The 18,032-nt window shown below is 50.1% G+C and carries 16 protein-coding genes; 5 read left to right on the top strand and 11 right to left on the bottom strand.

Annotation, left to right across the window (positions count from 1 at the left end):
- Window positions 1–4: 4 nt before the first annotated feature.
- The 3 genes from topB to FEK47_RS01795 all read left to right on the top strand — a co-directional run bounded on the left by topB (window position 5) and on the right by FEK47_RS01795 (window position 6,051).
- Window positions 5–1,951 (top strand): DNA topoisomerase III, encoded by a 1,947-nt coding sequence (topB, locus tag FEK47_RS01805; RefSeq protein WP_135487684.1) that lies wholly within the window; start codon window positions 5–7, stop codon window positions 1,949–1,951.
- Between the two features lie 444 nt (window positions 1,952–2,395).
- Window positions 2,396–4,096 carry a molecular chaperone HscC gene (locus tag FEK47_RS01800; RefSeq protein WP_135487685.1) on the top strand — a complete coding sequence of 567 codons (1,701 nt, stop codon included), beginning with the start codon at window positions 2,396–2,398 and terminating at the stop codon, window positions 4,094–4,096.
- Window positions 4,093–6,051 carry an SEL1-like repeat protein gene (locus tag FEK47_RS01795; RefSeq protein ID WP_135487686.1) on the top strand — a complete coding sequence of 653 codons (1,959 nt, stop codon included), beginning with the start codon at window positions 4,093–4,095 and terminating at the stop codon, window positions 6,049–6,051. Before FEK47_RS01800 ends, FEK47_RS01795 begins: the two co-directional genes overlap by 4 nt.
- A gap of 55 nt (window positions 6,052–6,106) precedes the next feature.
- On the opposite strand, the gene gdhA is transcribed toward FEK47_RS01795, so the two are convergent.
- Window positions 6,107–7,450 carry an NADP-specific glutamate dehydrogenase gene (gene gdhA / locus FEK47_RS01790; RefSeq protein WP_000373044.1) on the bottom strand — a complete coding sequence of 448 codons (1,344 nt, stop codon included), beginning with the start codon at window positions 7,448–7,450 and terminating at the stop codon, window positions 6,107–6,109.
- 317 nt (window positions 7,451–7,767) lie between these two features.
- Between gdhA and FEK47_RS01785 the strand changes: the two genes are divergently transcribed.
- Window positions 7,768–8,040: a YnjH family protein gene (locus FEK47_RS01785; protein WP_135487687.1), complete on the top strand. Its 273-nt coding sequence runs from the start codon at window positions 7,768–7,770 to the stop codon at window positions 8,038–8,040.
- Here the strand turns inward: FEK47_RS01785 and FEK47_RS01780 are convergent.
- A complete protein-coding gene (locus FEK47_RS01780; RefSeq protein WP_135487688.1) occupies window positions 8,006–8,413 on the bottom strand; it encodes a pyrimidine (deoxy)nucleoside triphosphate diphosphatase in 408 nt (135 codons plus the stop codon). The two genes, FEK47_RS01785 and FEK47_RS01780, sit on opposite strands and share 35 nt — an antisense overlap.
- 87 nt (window positions 8,414–8,500) lie before the next feature.
- On the opposite strand from FEK47_RS01780, the gene FEK47_RS01775 reads away from it, so the two are divergent.
- Window positions 8,501–9,121, top strand: coding sequence for a CDP-alcohol phosphatidyltransferase family protein (locus tag FEK47_RS01775; RefSeq protein ID WP_135487689.1), 621 nt, complete (start codon window positions 8,501–8,503; stop codon window positions 9,119–9,121).
- A gap of 389 nt (window positions 9,122–9,510) precedes the next feature.
- On the opposite strand, the gene ynjE is transcribed toward FEK47_RS01775, so the two are convergent.
- The 9 genes from ynjE to xthA all read right to left on the bottom strand — a co-directional run bounded on the left by ynjE (window position 9,511) and on the right by xthA (window position 17,849).
- The gene (ynjE, locus tag FEK47_RS01770) at window positions 9,511–10,809 is read right to left on the bottom strand and encodes a thiosulfate sulfurtransferase YnjE (protein ID WP_135487690.1); all 1,299 of its coding nucleotides are present in this window, start codon (window positions 10,807–10,809) and stop codon (window positions 9,511–9,513) included.
- A 66-nt stretch (window positions 10,810–10,875) separates the two neighbouring features.
- The gene (locus FEK47_RS01765; protein WP_135487691.1) at window positions 10,876–11,529 is read right to left on the bottom strand and encodes an ATP-binding cassette domain-containing protein; all 654 of its coding nucleotides are present in this window, start codon (window positions 11,527–11,529) and stop codon (window positions 10,876–10,878) included.
- Window positions 11,529–13,064, bottom strand: a complete 1,536-nt coding sequence (locus FEK47_RS01760) for a thiamine ABC transporter permease (RefSeq protein WP_135487692.1) — start codon at window positions 13,062–13,064, stop codon at window positions 11,529–11,531. The genes FEK47_RS01765 and FEK47_RS01760 overlap by 1 nt, the downstream gene beginning before the upstream one ends.
- Entirely contained in the window at window positions 13,037–14,203 is a 1,167-nt protein-coding gene (locus FEK47_RS01755) for an ABC transporter substrate-binding protein (RefSeq protein WP_135487746.1), read from the bottom strand. The genes FEK47_RS01760 and FEK47_RS01755 overlap by 28 nt, the downstream gene beginning before the upstream one ends.
- A gap of 9 nt (window positions 14,204–14,212) precedes the next feature.
- Window positions 14,213–14,761: a carboxymuconolactone decarboxylase family protein gene (locus FEK47_RS01750; protein WP_135487693.1), complete on the bottom strand. Its 549-nt coding sequence runs from the start codon at window positions 14,759–14,761 to the stop codon at window positions 14,213–14,215.
- A complete protein-coding gene (locus FEK47_RS01745) occupies window positions 14,761–15,468 on the bottom strand; it encodes a TVP38/TMEM64 family protein (protein WP_000977128.1) in 708 nt (235 codons plus the stop codon). The genes FEK47_RS01750 and FEK47_RS01745 overlap by 1 nt, the downstream gene beginning before the upstream one ends.
- A 14-nt stretch (window positions 15,469–15,482) precedes the next feature.
- Window positions 15,483–16,160 carry a lipoprotein YdjY gene (ydjY, locus tag FEK47_RS01740; RefSeq protein WP_135487694.1) on the bottom strand — a complete coding sequence of 226 codons (678 nt, stop codon included), beginning with the start codon at window positions 16,158–16,160 and terminating at the stop codon, window positions 15,483–15,485.
- Window positions 16,161–16,164: 4 nt separating this feature from the next.
- A complete protein-coding gene (locus tag FEK47_RS01735) occupies window positions 16,165–16,875 on the bottom strand; it encodes a TVP38/TMEM64 family protein (protein WP_130257709.1) in 711 nt (236 codons plus the stop codon).
- A gap of 167 nt (window positions 16,876–17,042) precedes the next feature.
- Window positions 17,043–17,849 (bottom strand): exodeoxyribonuclease III, encoded by an 807-nt coding sequence (gene xthA, locus FEK47_RS01730; protein ID WP_130257710.1) that lies wholly within the window; start codon window positions 17,847–17,849, stop codon window positions 17,043–17,045.
- Window positions 17,850–18,032: the final 183 nt, after the last annotated feature.

Raw genomic sequence — 18,032 nt, 5'->3', positions numbered from 1 at the left:
TTCAATGCGGTTGTTTATAGCCGAAAAACCGAGTCTGGCACGCGCTATTGCTGATGTCCTGCCCAAACCGCACCGTAAAGGCGATGGCTTTATCGAGTGCGGCAATGGTCAGGTGGTGACCTGGTGTATCGGTCACCTGCTTGAGCAGGCGCAGCCAGACGTCTACGACAGCCGCTATGCGCGCTGGAATCTGGCGGATTTGCCGATTGTCCCGGAAAAGTGGCAACTGCAACCACGCCCCTCAGTAACCAAACAACTTAACGTCATCAAACGCTTTCTGCATGAAGCCAGCGAAATTGTTCATGCCGGTGACCCGGATCGTGAAGGGCAATTGCTGGTGGATGAAGTGCTGGACTACCTGCAACTGGCACCAGAAAAACGCCAGCAAGTTCAGCGTTGCTTGATCAATGACTTGAACCCGCAGGCGGTTGAGCGGGCGATCGATCGTCTTCGCTCCAATAGCGAGTTTGTACCGTTATGCGTTTCTGCACTGGCGCGAGCGCGTGCCGACTGGCTGTACGGTATCAATATGACCCGCGCGTATACCATTCTCGGTCGCAATGCTGGCTATCAGGGTGTACTTTCCGTTGGGCGCGTACAGACTCCCGTTCTTGGGCTGGTGGTGCGGCGCGATGAAGAAATAGAAAACTTCGTGGCGAAAGACTTCTTTGAAGTCAAAGCGCACATCGTGACACCTGCCGATGAGCGGTTTACCGCTATCTGGCAACCGAGCGAAGCGTGTGAACCGTACCAGGATGAAGAAGGGCGCTTGTTACATCGTCCACTGGCGGAGCATGTGGTTAACCGCATTAGTGGTCAACCGGCTATTGTCACCAGCTATAACGATAAACGGGAATCAGAATCCGCGCCGCTGCCGTTTTCGCTTTCGGCGTTGCAGATTGAAGCGGCAAAACGCTTTGGTCTGAGCGCGCAGAACGTGCTTGATATCTGCCAGAAGCTGTACGAAACACACAAGCTAATCACTTATCCGCGTTCCGATTGTCGCTATTTGCCAGAAGAACATTTTGCCGGACGCCACGCGGTAATGAATGCCATCAGTGTTCATGCGCCGGGGCTATTGCCGCAGCCGGTGGTTGACCCGAATTTACGCAACCGCTGCTGGGATGACAAAAAGGTCGATGCTCACCACGCCATTATCCCGACCGCGCGTAGTTCAGCCATCAACCTGACGGAGAACGAATCGAAGGTCTATAACCTGATTGCTCGTCAATACCTGATGCAGTTCTGCCCGGATGCGGTGTTCCGCAAGTGTGTTATTGAACTGGAAATAGCCAAAGGCAAATTTGTCGCTAAAGCCCGTTTTCTGGCCGAAGCAGGCTGGCGCACGCTGTTAGGCAGCAAAGAGCGTGATGAAGAAAACGACGGTACGCCGCTGCCTGTGGTGGCGAAAGGTGATGAGTTGCTGTGCGAGAAGGGCGAAGTGGTAGAGCGGCAAACCCAGCCGCCACGCCATTTTACCGATGCAACACTGCTTTCGGCGATGACCGGGATCGCGCGCTTTGTTCAGGATAAAGATCTGAAAAAGATCCTCCGTGCGACCGATGGTCTGGGAACAGAAGCGACCCGAGCCGGGATTATTGAACTGTTGTTCAAGCGTGGTTTCCTGACCAAAAAAGGGCGCTATATCCACTCCACCGACGCCGGAAAAGCGTTATTCCATTCGCTGCCAGAGATGGCGACGCGACCGGACATGACCGCACACTGGGAATCGGTGCTGACGCAAATCAGCGAAAAGCAGTGTCGCTATCAGGACTTTATGCAGCCGCTGGTGGGGACGCTTTACCAACTGATTGATCAGGCTCGCAGCACTCCTGTCAGGCAGTTCAGGGGAATTGTGGCACCAGGTGGGGAGTCAGTTAAAAAAGCACCCAATAAACGTGTGAAAAAAGTGGCAAAGCCCCAAAAAGATAATACGGATTCTGCTAATTAATTCGGTTTCCACTCTTAAATAAAGCCAGTGGTAGATATTCTGCCATTGGCTTTATTGGTTATACTCGTCATACTTCAAGTTGCATGTGCTGCCTCTGCGGGTTATTCGGCCCATCCATGGGCCTCACCCCTTACGGGGCCGCTGAAAGCAGCGTTCAAATCCGCTCCATGCGGATTTGTCATTCACCCCAGTCACTTACTTATGTAAGCGCCTGGGGATTCACTCACTTGCCGCCTTCCTGCAACTCGAATTATTTAGAATATATGATATAAGTACCCACAGCTAAAATTATTAACGGAATATCTTTATATTCACGTGATTAATGTTATTGGCTGCATCATTATAATTTATTTTAAAACGCAGAGATTGTGAACATTATTCACAAAACGAATATATATAACTGCTCTATAAAAGGATCAGTTCATTTATTTGAAGAGGATAATTATGATTATCGGTATCGATCTAGGGACGACTAACAGTCTGGCAGCAGTCTGGCGAAATGGACAAAGTGAACTGATCCCCAATGCGTTAAGTAAGTTTTTAACACCCAGCGTAGTTTGTGTTGACGAAGATGGTATAGTTTTGACAGGGGAGGCAGCTCGTGACCTGCAACTCATCAAACCACAAAACTGCGCAGCCAATTTTAAACGCATGATGGGAACATCAAAGACGTTTAAATTGGGCGGACGTGAATTCCGGGCAGAAGAACTCTCATCGCTGATATTGCGTCAGCTAAAAGAAGATGCTGAAAGCTATTTAGGTGAAGAGATAACAGAAGCAGTAATTAGCGTACCTGCTTATTTTGGTGATGTGCAACGCAAAGCAACAAAATTGGCAGCTTCAATGGCAGGCTTAAACGTCGAACGTTTAATTAACGAACCAACCGCCGCTGCACTGGCGTATGGTTTGCATAATAAGGATGATGAACATCAGTTTCTGGTATTCGATTTAGGTGGTGGTACATTCGATGTCTCTATACTGGAGTTGTTTGACAATATTATGGAAGTACGTGCCAGTGCCGGGGATAACTTTTTAGGTGGTGAAGATATTGTCGATATCCTGATCGATGCATATTGCTCACGTATGGATCTTCCTGAAAATATTGAATGGCGTGAACCGACACTCCAGCGCCATTTACGCATTGAAGCGGAGCGTGTGAAACGCGTGCTTAGTATGCGCGACGAAGCTACTTTCAGTATGGAGATTGAAGGAAGGCGATATTACTGGCATCTGACCACAGAAAAATTTGAATTTTTATTACAGACCTTTTTCGAGCGAATCCGTATGCCACTGGAACGGGCAATTCGCGATGCCAAAATTAATATTAGCCAATTAGACCAGGTCGTTCTTGTGGGTGGCACTACACATATGCCGCTGATTCGCAAACTTGTGACACGACTTTTTGGTCGTATACCGGCAATGCATTTAAACCCTGATGAAGTCATAGCTCAGGGCGCGGCTATTCAGGCCGCACTTAAAGCGCGCCACAGCGAATTACAAGATGTAGTAGTGACCGATGTTTGCCCTTATACGCTGGGCGTTGATACCTCTAAATCGCTGGGGCATACCCGCGAATCAGGCTATTTTGCACCCGTTATTGAGCGTAACAGGAGTATTCCTTGTAGTCGCGTTCGTGCCTTTTACACGGCACATGATCAACAAACAGAGGTTAATTTTAAAATCTACCAGGGTGAAAGCAGGATGGTGGCTGATAATATTTTCCTTGCGGAGTTGTCAGTGAATGTTCCCCCAAAACCGGCCGGTGTTGTGCGTATTGATGTTCGTTTTACGTACGACATTAACGGTATTCTTGATGTTGATATCAGCGTGCCACTGACAGGGGTTAAAAATAGTCTGGTTATTGAACAGAATCCAGGGGCATTAACGGAAGAACAAATACAGCAGTCGTTGTCCAAATTAAGCCTGTTAAAAATTCACCCACGCGATGAACAGATAAACCAGGCCTTTATTGCCCGTCTTGATAACCTCTATCAACTCACCCTGGCGGAAACACGAGACTGGATAAGCAATTGCTCTCGTCAATTCAGTTATCTACTCGAGAAGCAGGATCCTGATCAACTTGCTGATTTTCGGGCTAAAGTTGAACCTACATTAGACTCTCTGGAATGGGAGCGCCTGCAATGAACTGCTGGGAAATATTAGGTTTACAACCAGGCGTGGAAGAACGAGATATTAAGCGTCGTTATGCGCAACTGGTAAAAAATTGCCGCCCGGAAGATTCTCCCGAAGCCTGGCAACAATTGCACGATGCTTATGAACAGGCTTTACGTTATGACGACGAAGAGCTGTGGCAAGAAGATGAAGAAGAACAGTGGCAAGAAGAGGAAGAAGAGCAACCGATCAATATGTCCAGGGGTATTGTTCATCCTCGCCCTGTGATGACATTTCGCGCACCCAACACCTTTTCTGGTCATCCACTTCCTGATGTCACTATTAAATCAGAGGGGGAGTTCACCTGGCAAGCCGTGCAGGATATGCTCTTTGAGGAGAATGAAGCTACCCCCGAACACGCCCCCATGCAACTTGCTAAGGCGTTATCTTTCCTTGAGAAAAAAGATCTCAGCTCACGAATGTGCTTTGAAGAAGCGTTATTACTGCATCTTCATCGGGTATTCCGGCCATTATTAACTCTCGCTGCAGCACAAACGTTCAGATGGCATTTAGTTGCAGGCAGCCGTCAACCCGCAATCCAGACAGAAATTAACGAAAGTTGTCTTCTTTATTATCGCATCGAAAAACAAATTACCCCTTTCTTTGCCAGTAACTTGTCTCCACTGGAAGAAATGGAAAACGGGAAGGAAATGGCTACGATTTATCAATCATTAAAGGATAATGAAGAGAGCCTGAAATGGTTTGATATCGCAGTATTAAATAAAGTTGCTGAATTTGAACTGTCAGACAACTATATGGCATTGTTAATGGAGCCTTTATCATATTCCTGGCGAAAAGAAAAAATGATTCGCAAGTGGAAATTAACAGAACGCTTCAATGATTTAGCAATGCAACATCATAGTGGATATGAAAAGTTGTTAAATGCTATAAAATTAAAAGGTCTTTATTATTATCCATCTTCTGTATTCCAGTCTTGCTTACATGCTGCAGAGCAAGGCTATTCACTTGCCTGGTATTCTCTTGGCAAAATGTATTACGAAGGTGATGAGGTTTCACAGGATCTAAAATTAGCCTTTAACTGGTTTACCCGCGCCGCGCAGCATAATGTTATCGATGCTCAGTATGCGTTGGGCGTTATGTATAACGATGGAAAGGGGACGGACAAGAACATTAGTGAGGCAAGAAAATGGTTTTTACTTGCAGCCGAAAATGGCAAAACATCTGCGCAATATGAACTTGCCTGTATCTCTCGCTTTGCTGTTGAGCCATTACGAAATTATGAAGAAGCATTACGGTGGTATTTATCTGCCGCCACACAAGGACATGAACTGGCCCAATATGAATTGGGACAAATGTATATACAAGGTATTGGTGTGGCGCGTGATGAGGTGCAGGCCCATCGTTGGTTTTTGCAATCGGCGGAACAGGACCATCCTGACGCACAATATCATACTGCAAGGTTGTATAGTGAAAGCGGAAAAATTCCTCAGGATCCGGAAAAAGCACTGTACTGGTTTACCATATCTGCAAAAAATGGTTCCGGGGATGCCATGTATGAATTGGGAAAATATTATTTAACCAACAATGATGATCCTGAAAATAACGCTGAGGCTATTCAATGGCTTACTGGTGCAGCGCAGCGTGGGCGAATAGAGGCGATATTTTTGTTAGCCGAAATGTATCTCTACGGTACAAAAGATATCGCAAAAGATGAAAATCATGCGCTGCACTGGTACGAAAAAGCAGCGCGTTTAGGGGCGACCGAAGCGCAACACCAGACTGCGGCAATGTATGCTCAGGGGACAGGCACTAAAATTGATAATAAACAAGCATGGATGTGGTTAACAATTGCCGGAAATAACAATCCCTGGATTGAAAAAGATGCGTTGCGATGCTTAATGTCTGAACAGGATATTCAGGATGCAGAACAAACGGCTGCAAATTGCAAACGTCTGCTAAGGATTTAATTAACTCAGGGAAAATCGTCTGGTTATAAGGAAAACCAGACGATTGTAATAACGATTAAATCACGCCCTGGCTTAACATCGCATCCGCAACCTTCACAAAGCCCGCAATGTTCGCGCCCTGCACGTAGTTGGTTTGCTCACCTTCACCACCATGTTCAACACAGGCATGGTGGATATCCAGCATGATGTGATGCAAACGTGCGTCAACTTTCTCGGCTTTCCAGCCCAGACGCGCAGCGTTTTGCGCCATTTCCAGGCCCGATGTTGCTACACCGCCAGCATTAGCCGCTTTACCCGGAGCAAACAGTACGCCTGCCTGCTGGAACAGTTCAGTCGCTTCGATGGTGGTTGGCATATTTGCCCCTTCGGCGACGGCTTTAACGCCATTGGCGATAAGCTGATGCGCGGCGTCAACATCCAGTTCGTTCTGGGTGGCGCAAGGCAGGGCGATATCAACCGGTACAGACCACGGCTGTTGGCCTTCGAGATAGACCAGACCAAATTCTTTGGCGTAATCTGCCACTCGACCATCGCGGCTGGCTTTGATTTCGATCAGACGTGCCAGTTTCTCTTTCGTGAATCCGCTTTCATCAACTACAGTGCCGCTGGAGTCTGACGCAGTGATCACACGAGCACCAAATTCCATCGCTTTTTCGATAGCGTACTGGGCGACGTTGCCGGAGCCAGAAACGGAAACGCGCATCCCTTCAAAACCCATACCGTGGCGTTTAAGCATCGCTTCTGTGAAATAGACCAGACCGTAGCCGGTAGCTTCCGGGCGAATAAGACTGCCGCCAAAAGAAAGACCCTTACCGGTGAAGACGCAGGCGGTATTGTTGGAGAGCTTTTTCATCATCCCCGCCATAAAGCCGACTTCACGACCACCAACGCCGATATCACCTGCCGGAACGTCGGTATCCGCACCCAGGTGGCGATACAGTTCAGTCATCAGTGCCTGGCAGAAACGCATCACTTCGCCTTCGCTTTTCCCTTTCGGGTCGAAATCGCTGCCGCCTTTACCACCGCCCATCGGCAGGGTAGTCAGGGCATTTTTGAAGGTTTGCTCGAAGCCGAGGAATTTGAGAATGGAGAGGTTAACTGACGGATGGAATCGCATACCGCCTTTGTACGGGCCGATGGCGGAGCTGAACTGCACGCGCCATGCTCGGTTGACCTGCACCTGGTTGCGATCGTCAACCCATACCACGCGAAACTGGATCACGCGCTCCGGTTCAACCAGACGTTCCAGTAATGACATCTGGCGATATTTGGGATTTTGTTCAAGAAAAGGCCAGAGTGTGGTCATTACTTCACGAACGGCTTGCGCGAACTCGGTTTGATTCGGGTCGCGCTTTTGTACATGGTTGAGGAATGACTCCAGAGAATATGTCTGATCCATAGATATAAAACCCTTATATATTAAGACGATTGTGCGTATGTTGTTTGTGTTAGGTGTTTTTGCAGTTTTCGACTATACCATCAAGAATGTGACGGTAAGCAAGAAAAAAATGACCCAGGAAAGCAAATTAATAATGTGCTGAATTTATAAACGTCACCTAATGTCTGGTGCGTCTTATCAGACCTACAAAAATGGAAGCATTTTCAAGAGTGACAGGCGGATATGGCGTTCAGGCCGCATCAGACCACCTGACGCTTAAGTTTTGCCTTCAGCCTACCGATATCAGTACATAGGTAACGAAATATAAGGAGTTTCCAGTGAGTCGAGCATTGTTCGCCGTAGCGTTGGTATTCCCGTTTTTTGCGCTGGCTAATCAGCATTATCGTCCGGATGTGGACGTGAATGTGCCGCCGGAAGTGTTTAATTCTGGCGGACAGTCGGCACAGCCTTGTAGCCAGTGCTGCGTTTATCAGGATCAAAACTATTCCGAAGGGGCAGTGATTAAAGCAGAGGGAATACTGTTGCAATGCCAGCGGGATGATAAAACCATTAGCACTAATCCGTTGGTCTGGCGGCGCGTAAAGCCATAAACGCCTGTAAAAGCGGAATGTCAGCAGGGGCCAGCGGATATTGCGTTGCCTCTTCAGGTGAGCACCAGACCAACGCCTGATGTTCATGTGCCTGTAACGTCCCTTGGAAGTCGGGTACGTGCCAGGCATGAAGATGGATAATCCGCCCTGAAACTTCCCGCTGGTGGCTGGCAACATATTTCCCGGTGATAGCATCGATACCGAGCTCTTCATGCAGCTCGCGTATCAGCGCCTGTTGCTGGCTTTCTCCAGGTTCGACTTTACCGCCAGCAAATTCCCATAATCCCGCTTGATCGCTATGCGCAGGGCGTTGCGCGATTAAAATTTTGCCATCCCGTTCGATAATGGCGGCAACAACATCAATCATTTTCATAAATTACACACGGTCGAATACAGGAAAAATGCCATAATATCCGCAGTGTTGCCCGAGCTGAAGGGTTTTATTTCTTAAGGAGTATCCGTGTTAGACCGCCATCTTCATCCCCGAATTAAACCTTTGTTGCATCAGTGCGTGCGAGTTCTGGATAAACCGGGCATTACACCTGATGGTTTAACGTTAGTGGGGTTTGCAATCGGCGTGCTGGCGCTGCCGTTTCTGGCACTGGGCTGGTATTTGGCGGCGCTGATTGCCATTTTACTGAACAGGCTGCTTGATGGTCTGGACGGTGCGCTGGCGCGGCGCAGAGGGTTAACCGACGCGGGGGGCTTTCTCGATATTTCGTTGGATTTTCTTTTTTACGCGCTGGTACCGTTCGGGTTTATTCTCGCCGCACCGGAACAAAATGCGCTGGCGGGCGGCTGGCTGCTGTTTGCGTTTATCGGCACGGGCAGCAGTTTTCTCGCATTTGCTGCGTTGGCGGCGAAACATCAGATTGATAATCCCGGTTATGCGCACAAATCGTTTTACTATCTGGGCGGGTTAACAGAAGGCAGCGAGACGATTTTGCTGTTTGTTTTAAGTTGTCTCTTTCCGGAATATTTCCCGTGGTTTGCCTGGATTTTTGGCGCGCTTTGTTGGATGACGACATTAACGCGGATTTGGAGTGGGTATCTGACGCTGAAGAGACTCGCAAATCCATGACGTAACCGTGAATCAACGGATAATACTCACTATGACGAAAAGAAACCTGATACCCATGCACAACAACATTTCGATGAGATTTCCGGCAAATTCTATTTTTTCTCTTCCGTAGCGTGCTGTGGATACAGAATTATGTGCGAAGGAGGTAAGCGATGCCAAAACAGCAAATAAGGAGCATGCCTCCCCAACTCATTGTGATGAATATATTTCGCATGGCACGCCTGAATTTATGTGGGCCGTCAGGCGTAAATTTGAAACCAAGGATCCCAATTATGGAGAGGATGACAATTGCAAGCGACAAATAAAGAACACAAACGATGACAACCACATATACCATATACATTCCTTGTAAAGTCGGGCAACAACGTCACCCGACCTGAGTAATGAAATTATTCCGGCTTTCTTTCACCGGTCGCTATCGGGTTTTTCGGGTCGCTGCTCCATTCGTACCAACCACCGTCATAAACGGAGACGTTATTCCAGCCCATTGCGCGTGCATACATAAAGGTTTCTGAGGCGCGCCAGCCGGTGCCGCAGTAGAACGAGACTTGTTGATCCGGCAGGATATTCCATTCTTTCCACATTGCCGCGACGTCATCGGCAGTACGCATGGTGCCGTCTGGATTATGGAAATCTTCCATATGCGTTGAATCGCTGCCCGCATGGCCCCAACGTGCGCCCGGAATGTCACCTTTTGGCTTGATGTAATCATAGCCGCTGGTGGTACCGATAAATTCCGCCCAGGAACGTACGCTGACCAGTGAGGCATCCTGGCGATGTAGCAGACCGCGCGCCTGTTCCATATCGAGCATCAGTTGCGGTTGCGCCGGGATCTTCACGCCGAAATCCGGTTCCGGTTTCACTTTCGGTGGCGTACCGCGCTCAACGGGCAGACCTGCGTCGGACCAGGTTTGCCAGCCGCCATCCAGCAGTCGCACATCTTTCACGCCAGCGTAGAGCATAATTTGCGCCACGCGCGCTGCGGCGTAAACATCACGCCCGTACAGAATGACCGTGGTGTCATGACGAATGCCGTGCTTCGCCAGCATTGCTTTAAGTTGTTCGTCAGAAACTTTATTCCACAGCGGTTCGCTTTCGACTTCGTTGGTATCGATGTAGTCAGCGCCGGGAATATGGCTGATAAGGTAAAGCTTAGGAGCGCCCCAGGCCGCTTCGATTACTTTCCAGTCACCCGCAGGTTTCGCCGTAACTTCTTTACCTTGTTGCAGGTCATGCAGCCATTGCGGATAAACCAGCTGTTCAAAGTGCGGCAGTTTTTGCAGTCGGGAAGGTTCGCTCAGAGCATCACTCAAGATAGAGATGTGCGTAAAGCCTGCTTTTTGTAGTCGCGTTTTAACGGCATCGACATCTTTGTCATTACCGTACAGCGCCACCGGGGCATCCATTTTTAGGTTATGCAGCTTGATCCACTCGTTGAGCTGCTCGGTGCTCATTTTGTCGAGCCAGCTAGCAGAAAGGTTTAAGGCGGCAGGTTCATGACCGGAAGGGCCATTTAAGGTTTGTGGCCAGCCGTTATAAAACGCGCTGGGGCGAGTATCAATCGCTTTGCCATTTTGTTGTTGAAGCTGGTCAAGTGTAAGAGGCTTCGCCAGTTCAGCGGCCCACGAAGAAGCGCAAGCCAGCCCTAAAGCCATTGCCAGCGCGGTCATTTGAGAAACACGTTTCATCGAAAATCCCGACATTGTAGTTTTGAGTGCGCCATTCTGAACTGACGCATTTGGAAAAACTTTGCGTTATCGCAGTTTGTTGTAATTTTCTGACCACTGCGTCATATCCATAACGGGACTATCGGCAGGAACATCCTGAAGATCGTGGGTTACCTGAACGACGGGGATCGCCAGGTCGCGAACTTCATTGAATACCCACTGACGAAAATTATCGCGCAGAGCAACGTCAAGACGGCTGAACGGCTCATCCAGTAGCAACGCTTTTGGCTGAGCGAGAAGGGCGCGCAGCAGGGCCACCCGCGCTCGCTGACCGCCAGATAATGTCGCAGGGTCCTGGTGATAAGTTTCAGCCAGTCCCGCTCGCTCAAGCGCGTCTTTCACGGCATTGCGCCTGGCAGTCCCCTTGAGCGTCGACGGTAGCGCCAGCAGTAAATTTTGCCCGACGCTGAACTGGTCAAATAGCAGTGCATCCTGGAAAAGAATGCCAATCTGACGCCGGGCGGTGGGTAGCATGTCAATCCGTTGCTCATTGAGCCAAAGCTCACCTGTACAAGAAAATTGCCCGGAAAGCGCACCAATCATCCACGAAAACAGTGTAGATTTTCCACAGCCAGACGGCCCCATTAACGTGACAATGTCACCTTTATTGACTGTAAAGTTAACGTCTTCCAGTAAACAGGTTTCAGGCAAACGCAGCGAAACATCTTTCACGCAGAGCATTAGCGGAGTCCTTGTCTGATAAAACCTACCCATTTTGCGACTAACGCGGTCAGGGCAAAAATAATAAGTGGCAATAGCAGTTGCCATAAGGCCTGGGTGGCGAGGATGCTGTTACTACCGCCGCTACTTAACGCTACCGCTTCGGTGGTGAGCGTCGAGAAACGTCCGGCTCCCAGCCACAGCGTTGGCATATATTGCGCAATACTTACTGAAAATCCGACAGCGAAGGCAATCAGCGCAGGGCGCAGCATTAGCGGACATTTCACGTAAAAGAAGATTTTGGCCCGTGACCAACCCAGCGTCTGCGCAATCAATATTAATCGTGAATCGATGCGCCGCCAGGCCGGTTGCAGGATAAACAGCATCCACGGCATCACCCACAGCAGATGCCCCCACACCACCGCCGTCCAACTTCCATCCAGATTCAGCCATAGCGCCAGCGTGTACTGGCCCGCCACCAGCGGCAAGGCGGGTAATAATATGGGCAACCATAGCCACAACTGGCGACGCTGTGGCCCCCATTCCAGCCACAGCAGCAACAGAACCAAAGCGATGAATGTTGCCACCAGTCCCATCGTCAGGCTATTGAGCAGCGCCTCGTTATTGATCGTCGACTGATCCGCGAGGATCGCCAGCAGAATCACACAGAGCACGCCAGTTAAGGGTAACAACTTCGCCAGCATCTTCCCTGGCAATAAAGGCGTGACTGGCTTACGAACGCCATCTACGCGGGGAATAGTACGCCGCCAGCTACGCCATAACAGATAACCAAGCAAAACGTAGGCGGCGAGTAACAGCATCAGCAGCAGGCTGGCAAGCGCGCCTTTTGTTTGTTGGTCAATGTCGCCCTGGGTTAACCACTGCCAGCTAATTACCGCCAGCGTCGGTGGATTACCCGGCCCAAGAATAATCGCTACATCCACGACCGAAAGCGACCAGGCGACAATCGCCAACATCGCCATTGCCAGTGCAGGTGCGACGGAGGGCAATAACAACCAGTTCAGGCATTGCCAGCGGCTGTAGCCCAGCGAATCCAGTACAATAACTTGCTGCACCAGGCGTTTTTCACTCAGTGCTGCCAATAAGATCCACAGCAGAAATGCGCTTTCTTTCACCGCCAGAGTGAAGCCCAGCCCAATACCCAATTTGTCCATTGGCGGAGTGAAATACGGGAAATAGTCATAAAGCAACCCTCCGTCAGCAAAGAGCAGCAGGGCGCTGGTGGCAAAAGCCACGTGGGGGATGGCGAGTAGCCACGGCAGACGGGCGCACATACGCTGCCATTTCGGCCCAGGCCACAGCGCTACTATCACCAGCAGGGCAATCAACAAAGCGCCGACCGCCGCGATGGTTGTCGACACCAGCGTTGCCAGTAATGCCTGTGGTAGCTGCGGATCGGCAAATAAAATCTGCCAGTGCGTCAGCGACATGGCAGGTGTTATCAGCGTAAAAGCCGACGGTACCAGCGGTGCGTAAATCACCGCCATCACCACCCACAGCAAAGAAATTAATGCGTACCGTAACGGCGTAGCCATTCTTGTTCCAGCGCATTTACCCAACCAGCATGCGGTTCCGCCAGGACCGGCGGCAGATCCTGCGGCATTCTTGATTGCAATGTTTCACGCTGCCCGGCAGGTAGTTTTTGCGGATCGAGAACCGAAGGATCGCCCCAGACAGCGGGATCCGCTTTACGCAGTTGTGCTTCAGGTGACAACAGAAAGTTGGCGACGACTTTTGCCGCAGCACTGGCAGTTGCGTTGGCTGGAATGGTGACGAAATGCACGTTGCCAATCATTCCCTCGCTAAAGCCAAAGCTGTAACTGCTGGTGGGTAAATCGCCGCTGGCGATTTTTTGCTGCGCATGAGCAGGATTAAAAGTCAGCGACAGGCGCAATGTGCCGGCTTTCAGCAGGGCATCCATTCGCGCGGGCGAGGGGGGGAAATCTTTTCCCTCACGCCATAAATATGGATGCAGCGCATCAAGATATTGCCACAAGGGCGCAGTGACACGGGCGAAAGTCGCATCGTCCGGCGCTTTTTTTAATGCAGCGGGATCGGGCGTCAGCATAATCAGCAGCTGTTCAAGAAACGCGGTGCCGGTAAAGTCCGGTGGGCGCGGATAGGTAACCGTACCAGGGTTGGCTTTGGCAAATTCCAGCAAGGATTGTGGCGTTTTCGGTGGCTGTGGTGTCTGATCGCGGCGAGCGATAAACGTCAATTGCGCACCGCCCCAGGGAGATTCCGCACCTTGTGTCGGCACAGAAAAATCTTCCCTTACAGGCAGCTGTGTGTCGACATAGCGCCAGCTGGGTAGCGTTTCCGCCCAGCCCGTTTGTAATAAATTGGCCTCTTTTAAGGTGCGGAAGTTTTCGCCGTTCACCCAGAGCAGATCCACCGAGCCGCCCGTTTTACGTCCGGCAGCAGCTTCGGTCTGAATGCGCTTCACCGCGTCTGCGGCATCCGCCAGACGGACGATTTTCAGGTTGATGGCGTAATGGGTTTTCATCTCGCCGCTAACCCAGTCGAGATAACGGTTAATCGCGGTGTCGCCGCCCCAGGCGTTAAACCAGACGGTTTGCCCTTTGGCCTCATTTTTAATTTCCTGCCAGTCACTGGCATGTGTTGCCAAAGAAAACAGCGATAACAATCCCAGCAACCATACACAATGGCGCATCATCTCTCCTTAAGAACGTTTGTCAGGAATACGGCACAGCCCCTGAGCGGGAATGTCCATGGCAGAATTAAAACGGGCTGACAGATTTTGCAAGCCGATCAATGCCGTCAGCTCGGTGAGCGCCTGGGCGTCAAAATGCGTAGTCAGTCGGGTGCGCAGGGCATCATCGACCGTTGGCGGCGTTACGCTTGCGGCTTCGGCGTACTCCAGCGCCAGCCGCTCTTCGTCGCTGAAGAGCGGGCTTTGTCGCCAGTCAGCTACCGCCAGCAATTTATCGGTGCTGCCGGTGCGCTCGGCGACTTTCATACTGGTGATATCCACGCAAAACTCACACAGACACATTTGCGCGATACGCGCGCTGACAAGCGATCGCACCACTGGATCGAGCGGTGAGCGTTTGCGCTCCAGCCAGCCAACAAACATCGACACCAGATAAAAGATAAACGGGATCCGCCCCCACCAGCGAATGGGGCTTAGCACCTCGCCGTAATGGCGACGATGCAGCCACGCCTGTGGACGTAAAATGAAAGGAATTTTGCTAAGCGGCGGTAAACCCATCAGGCATTCCTCTTCTGGCGCTCAAGCCATATTTTCTTCGCCATAAAAATCACCACGGTCAGGGCAAACAGAATAAACAGTCCGGTGACAAACCAGAAAGTACCGCCTGTTAACATGCTGCCCGCCCAGGAATAAACAATAGTCGCCGGTAACTGACCAAGCCCGGTGGCGATAAAAAACGAGCGAAAACGTATTGAAGTCAAACCGGCAGCATAGCTGATTGGATCGAATGGGACAAAAGGCAATAACCGACATACCAGGATGGTGTGTTTGCCGTAGCGAGTGAAAAAGCCGTCCATACTGTCAAGCACGGTTTTGCCGGTTAATTTTTCCACCACTTCGCGGCCCATCACTCTGGCGATAAAAAAGCACAGCGCCGCGCCGGCCATCGAACTGGTCCACGACAGCAAGCCGCCCCAGAACGCGCCAAACAGCGACGCATTGGCAAAGGTGATCAAAAACGCAGGTAGCGGTGCAGCAATGGCCTGTAGAATCATCAACAAGAACGAAACAACTGCCGCCAGTGCGCCGTAAGACTGAATAAAGCGTTCTATACCCTGTTGATCCACGGCGGCAAACGCCGCAACGCTGCGATTGATAAACTCATGGACGCCGGGAAGCAGCGCCCATGCCAGCAGCATAGCGAACAACAGGATGATGAGGGTTATGCGGTAGTACCAGATTTTACGCGATTGCATCTTCATCATCCTTTATCCTGGTTTTATTCGGCGATTTTAAAGGTAACCGTTGCCAGCGTGTTATCTGCCGGGAGAACCGAGGCATTGCCTTTGAATTTCACTTCGCTGCGTTTTTCCACCGCACCATAAGTGTATGTCGCATTGCTGACGATACCGACCGGGCAACTATCCAGACATACCAGGCAGCCCGTTTTCTTCTCTTCCGCTGCCGTTAAATTACCGCCAAAGCGCATATCCAGTTTCTTGCCATTACTGTCAACAATCACTTCATCAAAGGAATACGCTTTTGCCGCTCCTTGCCAGTTAACTGAAATATCCAGTTTGCTGCCTGCGACATGAGTTGTTTCTTTATTATCCATCGTCATGTTTTCGCCCGGCGTACCACCAGCCTCTTTCAGGGCGTCATAAAATGCTTTCGGCGTGGCATAACCCATAAACAGCGATTTATGTCCGTTGGAGCCATCTTTAAACACAATACCGTGGCGGGTATCGTCGGTGAGGAAACGCCCATTAATTTGCACCAGCATGGTTACCGTATGGTTATTGGCATCGACACGCAGCGGCTGGCTGTCCGAAAGCCCGTCATATTCCACTTTTGCCGCCGTATTCTCTTTTTGATCGCAGCCACTAAGCCCCGCAACGGCCAGTAAACACAGTGCAGCCAGTCCTTTTTTCCATGACACTGAATAATGTTGCAACATCGTTCTATCCTTCATTTTTAGGGTGAGTAAGTGGGCTGTGGCGCGAAGCAGACAGATCCACGTGTTTGTGACGAGCGTAGAGTTTGGCGAGCTGGACGAGAATAAATAGCGCCAGGCCCGCCAGACAGAGTTGTAAAATAAAGCGCAGCGTAATGCCTTCACTGGCAAGATCGCTGGCCATCACGGTATAAATCACTATTCCAGGCAGAGTGGTTAATGCCGAAATAAGGGTATAAGGCCAGAAGGCGATGGCGGTTAATCCGTAAGCGTAATTTTGAATATTGTATGGAAATAGCGGGATTAAGCGGGTCAGAATAAGAAAATCGATACCGTTACGCGTAATGCCTTTTTCAATAGCTTGAAAAGTGTGGCAATGACCGACGTATTTCAACAGTAAATCACGCCCCAGAAAGCGCGCCAACAGGAATGAGCACGATGAGGCCAGCGTGGCGGCAATTAACGAAAGTAGCGTTCCTGTTAGCGGACCAAAAACTATTCCACCGGCGATCACCAGTACGCTACCCGGTAGCAGAAAGAGGGTGGCGATGATGAATAACAGAATATAGAGGCTATAACCGAACAATCCGCTCTGGCGAATGAGTGTCTGTAAGTGGGGTAAATCGGTGAGCAGATCGAATAAACCGAAAGCATGGATAGCGTAAATGACCAGCGCAAAAAATAGACAGGCAAAAAGAAATTTACGCTCAGCGTTCATCGTGGAGTTTCCTATATCAAACTTGATAATAGAGAAGTGGTCAGACAACTAAAAAACGCAGTGACGGTATAACAAAGGACGGCGGGCAACAAATCATTACTGACAGTTTGTTGATTTTTCTCAAGGTTAATTCTCCTGACCCAGTGCGAGCCAGGAGAACGGAGAAATTATCGGCGGAAGGTGGCCCAGACAGGTGCGTGATCTGACGGTTTTTCCATACTGCGGATTTCATAGTCGATACCGGTTTCTACGCAGCATTCGGCCAGTGGCTGGCTGGCAAGCAGCAGGTCGATACGCAGACCACGGTTATCGTCAAAACCTTTTGAGCGGTAATCAAACCATGAGAAACGATCTGCTGTTTGCGGATTCGCATGGCGGAAGGTATCGACCAGCCCCCAACTTATCAGCCTGTCCATCCATTCGCGTTCTTCCGGCAGGAAAGAACATTTACCAGTACGCAGCCAGCGTTTGCGGTTCTCTTCGCCAATGCCGATATCCAGGTCGGTGGGGCTGATATTCATATCGCCCATAATCAGCACCGGATTATCACGTTTGAGTTCGGTTTCCAGGTAGTTTTGCAGGTTCTGGTAAAACTGTGCTTTAGCCGGGAATTTTATGGGGTGGTCGCGGCTTTCGCCCTGCGGGAAGTAGCCGTTGATTACGGTGACATTGCCCAGCGGTGAGGGGATTTCCGCCATAATAATCCGCCGTTGTGCCTCTTCGCCGTCGCCTGGGAAGCCACGACGCACGGCAATCGGCGTCTCTTTGGTCAACAGCGCCACGCCGTAATGGCCTTTCTGCCCGTGATAAAACACGTTGTAGCCGAGCTTTGCCACCTCTTCGAGCGGAAACATATCATCATGAACTTTTGTCTCCTGCAGGCCAATCACATCAGGCTGGTGCTTGTCGACAATAGCTTCAAGCTGGTGTGGTCTGGCGCGCAGGCCGTTGATATTAAAAGAGACAAATTTCATAGTCGCTGCCATTTATTCTGATAATGAGTGCGTGGATGTTAGCAGAAATTCGTCTGACTTACTGCCTGTTGTTAAGTGATTTGATCGATGGTTGTTAATGATGTCAACGATGGCGCAGAAAATGCCCGCTTTTGGTGCGAGTTGCGTCAGAATGGCGCAGTAATTTCCAGTAAATTTCGTCAA

The organism is Escherichia sp. E3659, assembly GCF_005781135.1.
Classification (GTDB): domain Bacteria; phylum Pseudomonadota; class Gammaproteobacteria; order Enterobacterales; family Enterobacteriaceae; genus Escherichia.
The sequence above is the reverse complement of the archived record's forward strand: the minus strand, read 5'-3'. Positions and strand labels throughout refer to the sequence as shown.

Excerpts from the sequence above, each read along its gene's own strand:
- topB (WP_135487684.1), top strand. The coding sequence starts at position 5 with ATGCGGTTGTTTATAGCCGAAAAACCGAGTCTGGCACGCGCTATTGCT.
- FEK47_RS01800 (WP_135487685.1), top strand. The coding sequence starts at position 2,396 with ATGATTATCGGTATCGATCTAGGGACGACTAACAGTCTGGCAGCAGTC.
- FEK47_RS01795 (WP_135487686.1), top strand. The coding sequence starts at position 4,093 with ATGAACTGCTGGGAAATATTAGGTTTACAACCAGGCGTGGAAGAACGA.
- gdhA (WP_000373044.1), bottom strand. The coding sequence starts at position 7,450 with ATGGATCAGACATATTCTCTGGAGTCATTCCTCAACCATGTACAAAAG.
- FEK47_RS01780 (WP_135487688.1), bottom strand. The coding sequence starts at position 8,413 with ATGAAAATGATTGATGTTGTTGCCGCCATTATCGAACGGGATGGCAAA.
- ynjE (WP_135487690.1), bottom strand. The coding sequence starts at position 10,809 with ATGAAACGTGTTTCTCAAATGACCGCGCTGGCAATGGCTTTAGGGCTG.
- FEK47_RS01765 (WP_135487691.1), bottom strand. The coding sequence starts at position 11,529 with ATGCTCTGCGTGAAAGATGTTTCGCTGCGTTTGCCTGAAACCTGTTTA.
- FEK47_RS01760 (WP_135487692.1), bottom strand. The coding sequence starts at position 13,064 with ATGGCTACGCCGTTACGGTACGCATTAATTTCTTTGCTGTGGGTGGTG.
- FEK47_RS01755 (WP_135487746.1), bottom strand. The coding sequence starts at position 14,203 with ATGCGCCATTGTGTATGGTTGCTGGGATTGTTATCGCTGTTTTCTTTG.
- FEK47_RS01750 (WP_135487693.1), bottom strand. The coding sequence starts at position 14,761 with ATGGGTTTACCGCCGCTTAGCAAAATTCCTTTCATTTTACGTCCACAG.
- FEK47_RS01745 (WP_000977128.1), bottom strand. The coding sequence starts at position 15,468 with ATGATGAAGATGCAATCGCGTAAAATCTGGTACTACCGCATAACCCTC.
- ydjY (WP_135487694.1), bottom strand. The coding sequence starts at position 16,160 with ATGTTGCAACATTATTCAGTGTCATGGAAAAAAGGACTGGCTGCACTG.
- FEK47_RS01735 (WP_130257709.1), bottom strand. The coding sequence starts at position 16,875 with ATGAACGCTGAGCGTAAATTTCTTTTTGCCTGTCTATTTTTTGCGCTG.
- xthA (WP_130257710.1), bottom strand. The coding sequence starts at position 17,849 with ATGAAATTTGTCTCTTTTAATATCAACGGCCTGCGCGCCAGACCACAC.